Raw genomic sequence first — 2,654 nt, 5'->3', positions numbered from 1 at the left:
GGGCAACAGTGCCCTGACCCGCAGCTTTACCTATAGCCCCTCTGGCAATCTGCTCTCTAAGAGTGATGTTGGCACCTACTCATATCCTACGCCAACAGCTGCCCGTCCGCATGCTCCCACCAAGGCCGGGTCCTGGACCTTTTCTTATGATGGCAACGGCAACATGGTCTCCGGTAAGGGCCGGACAATCACCTATGATGGCAAAGATCGTCCGATCTCAGTGACCATGGGCGGGGTGACCACCCAGTATGTTTATGGACCTGATGGGGCGCGCTTAAAAAAGATCTCTGGAGGTCAGACCACCCTATATCTGGGCAATGATGAAGAGATCCTGCCCGATGGCACGGTGATCAAACATCTGGATGGTTCCGTGCGCCGTGTGGGCACCACCACCAACTGGATCCACCGCGATCACATGTCTTCGGTCCGCATGCTGACCAACAGTGCCGGATCTATTGCCGCGGTTAGTCGCTATCAGCCTTATGGCAAGCGTACAGATGTTCAGCAGGCAGCTGATACACCGCGTGAAAGCAAGGGTTGGATTGGTGAACGCGATGATCCAGAAACCGGCCTAACTTATCTCAATGCCCGTTATTACGATGCTGATCTGGCTCGCTTCATACAGTCTGATTGGTTGGGTCCAACTGATCCATATGTCGGAACCAACCGATACAGCTATGCACTCAACAACCCAATCATTTTTAAAGACCCAACGGGCAATAGAATTGATGACTTCAATGAAATTGGAACTAAAGGAATTACAACTGGGGCTAGCACCACTCGCGAATACAATGATTTCCAAAGAAGTAGAAACGCATACTCTGACCGCAATGACAGAAGTTATGATTACGACAGTTATCGAGGAAACGGAGGAGACTACGCACGCTTAAACAAACGTAAAAAAGATCGATTTGAGACAAACTGGCGCAAAGACCCCGTCACAGACAGTAGAATATACCGAGCACAAAACCGCATACATAAAGCTCGAGTTGATGGTACATATGGACTGATTGCAGACTTCATACCTATTTTAGGTGACGCCAAAGCATTTTACGAAGTAGAAAGCTTATTTGATTTTAGCTTGGCAACCTTCGGGTTACTTCCTGCTGCTGATTTACTAACCAAACCTCTAAAGTACGTCCCAAGTCCTAAACATCTAAAAGGTGGGTGGGGAAGTTACATGGACTTAGATGACGCCACCGCTCAGGCAGTCCTGGATGGAGCAATCTCGGGCGGAAAACAAAGGTATGGCTTTTACAATGGAAATTTATACGAATTTCAGCCGGACAATGCTGGTGGTTGGCATGGCTATCAAATACCCGGTAATCAAGCTCCAAACTCAGTACTAAAAGAGTTGCAAAATCGCGGCATAATTAACAAAAATCAGTTTAAAAAGTTAAGAAGGGGAAAGTAAATGTGTAACTTAGTAATTTCATGTTTGCCTGCATTAGGTTTCACTAATGCGAGTGGTTTAGCAAAGCTGAGCTTTCTTTTCGACAATGGTGTCTCAAACTCATTTCATGTATATATTGAAAGAGAAGGCGATTTTAACTGGTTTTTTGATAATGAGCATATCGTAAGAACAGAGAGCTTCCCCTTACCACAAGATATGAGTAAATCAGTTGCTAGCAATATAGGTTGTCTATTTGACAATTTGACTGATGATGACAACTCAGATGAGCTGTATGAAATCATTTACCAATATCGAGAAAGACATTGCTTTAGATTTGGTTTCAGAGGGCAGGACGTTCCAGATGTTTACTTAGCATCAAAATCCGGCAAACTAGAAATTTCCTGCGAAGAAAGCGATATTCAATTCAATTATTTAATAGAATTTGAGGCCTTTTACCAACAGTTAAAAAATGCTCTGAAAAAATATCGAAACTTGTCCTTTCCAGATAGCTAAAATTATATTCAGATCTATTGGGTCTATTAAGAAGGTATCTGCCTTCACTATTCATAGAGATTTAATAGTTGATTGAGCAACTGCGGCTGCTTTGCCAGGTCTCAAAACCTTAGATGAAACGGTACAAAAAGCAAATAATCTTGGCTCATGAAGGAATACTTTATTAGTTGGATTGCAAAGATATAATCCTATCGTTAATACCACAACTGGTTTATCCAGAGTGTAGATATAGGTAGAAAAATTAGACTAGATCTACAATGAAGATACAGCAAAGGCATTTATGATGCTTGGTAGGTAACTAAAATAAACTTCTACAAACACTTCGCTATCTACTGAATTTGCTTCAGCAAAATTGCGTGTTTTGACATGTCAATTCACCAATTTTGCCATCAGATCGATACTCCAGCTCATGCATCGCGATCATGGGCTGGATCTGCGTCTTTTAATCCCTTGAAAGGGACGGGATAAATCTACAGCCTCAACCAGTTTCTAATGGTTGGGCTGACTATGTTTTCCAAATACTCCCGTGATCATCATCTTGCTGGCCAGGCATCTGGCCGCAAGCCAAAAGCGGTGTTTCTTACCGCGCTATGCACCGCTATGGTCCTTAATAGCCCGGCCAGTGTCGCACTGGAAAACGATCGTCTCGTCTCTCCGGATAAAACCTATACCCAGCACACCAGCAGCTTTGGCGCCTTGACCCAAAAGGTGCCCATCGAAGTGCCCCAATACCATGGTCTGGAGCCCT

At 44.1% G+C, this 2,654-nt stretch carries 3 protein-coding genes; all 3 read left to right on the top strand.

The window, feature by feature from the left end; translation table 11 throughout:
- Positions 1–1,414: RHS repeat-associated core domain-containing protein (locus tag JCM12308_RS27345; protein WP_164845391.1), on the top strand; the 1,414-nt coding region annotated here is incomplete at its 5' end.
- Positions 1,415–1,906, top strand: a complete 492-nt coding sequence (locus JCM12308_RS27340) for a hypothetical protein (RefSeq protein WP_054785758.1) — start codon at positions 1,415–1,417, stop codon at positions 1,904–1,906.
- A 507-nt stretch (positions 1,907–2,413) separates the two neighbouring features.
- A partial coding sequence (locus tag JCM12308_RS27335; RefSeq protein WP_164845390.1) for a hypothetical protein occupies positions 2,414–2,654 on the top strand: 241 nt, incomplete at its 3' end.

This window comes from Pseudovibrio denitrificans JCM 12308 (assembly GCF_001310815.1).
In the GTDB taxonomy this organism is placed as follows: domain Bacteria; phylum Pseudomonadota; class Alphaproteobacteria; order Rhizobiales; family Stappiaceae; genus Pseudovibrio; species Pseudovibrio denitrificans.
Note: the sequence above shows the minus strand (reverse complement) of the source record. Positions and strands in the feature narration are given on the sequence as shown.

Coding starts and splice junctions, on each gene's coding strand:
- JCM12308_RS27340 (WP_054785758.1), top strand. CDS start 1,415: ATGTGTAACTTAGTAATTTCATGTTTGCCTGCATTAGGTTTCACTAAT.